Origin of the sequence: Sulfitobacter sp. HI0129, from assembly GCF_001635395.1 — a bacterium.
Classification (GTDB): domain Bacteria; phylum Pseudomonadota; class Alphaproteobacteria; order Rhodobacterales; family Rhodobacteraceae; genus Sulfitobacter.
In genome coordinates this window covers 1-369 of record NZ_LWGH01000188.1, presented here as the reverse complement: position 1 = coordinate 369, position 369 = coordinate 1, and the positions used below count along the sequence as shown (strand labels likewise).

The following is a 369-nucleotide window of genomic DNA, read 5'->3' as shown; positions in this document are numbered from 1 at the left end:
GTCTACGGCCTTTGTGGTGCGGTCTAGCCGCTGGCCCAGATGAAGTCCGCGGATCGGGTCCCAATCAAAATTGCGCGCTTTCTGCGCCTTGACCCCCTGGGGTGTCCCGATCCCCGGTTCGACCGGTTTGTCATCTCTTCTCAGCTTCACGCATTCCGTCAGCGGTTCCGCGCTCAGGAGACAGGGGCCGCGTAGATCTCGTTGCGGCGCAGGAGCGCCCAAGCGATCCGGGCAGTCTTGTTGGCGAGCGCGACCGCAACGACTTTCGGTCGCTTGCGTGCTTTAAGCCCAAGCATCCAAGCCTTGCCGGCATCGCCCTGCCTTGCAAAGCGAAGCACCGCAGTCGCGCCGGAAACGAGCAGTCGCCGG

1 pseudogene is annotated in these 369 nt (G+C 63.7%); it reads right to left on the bottom strand.

Annotation, left to right across the window (positions count from 1 at the left end):
* Positions 1–173: 173 nt before the first annotated feature.
* Positions 174–369: pseudogene (locus A3764_RS25840) on the bottom strand (IS110 family transposase); the annotation flags it as partial.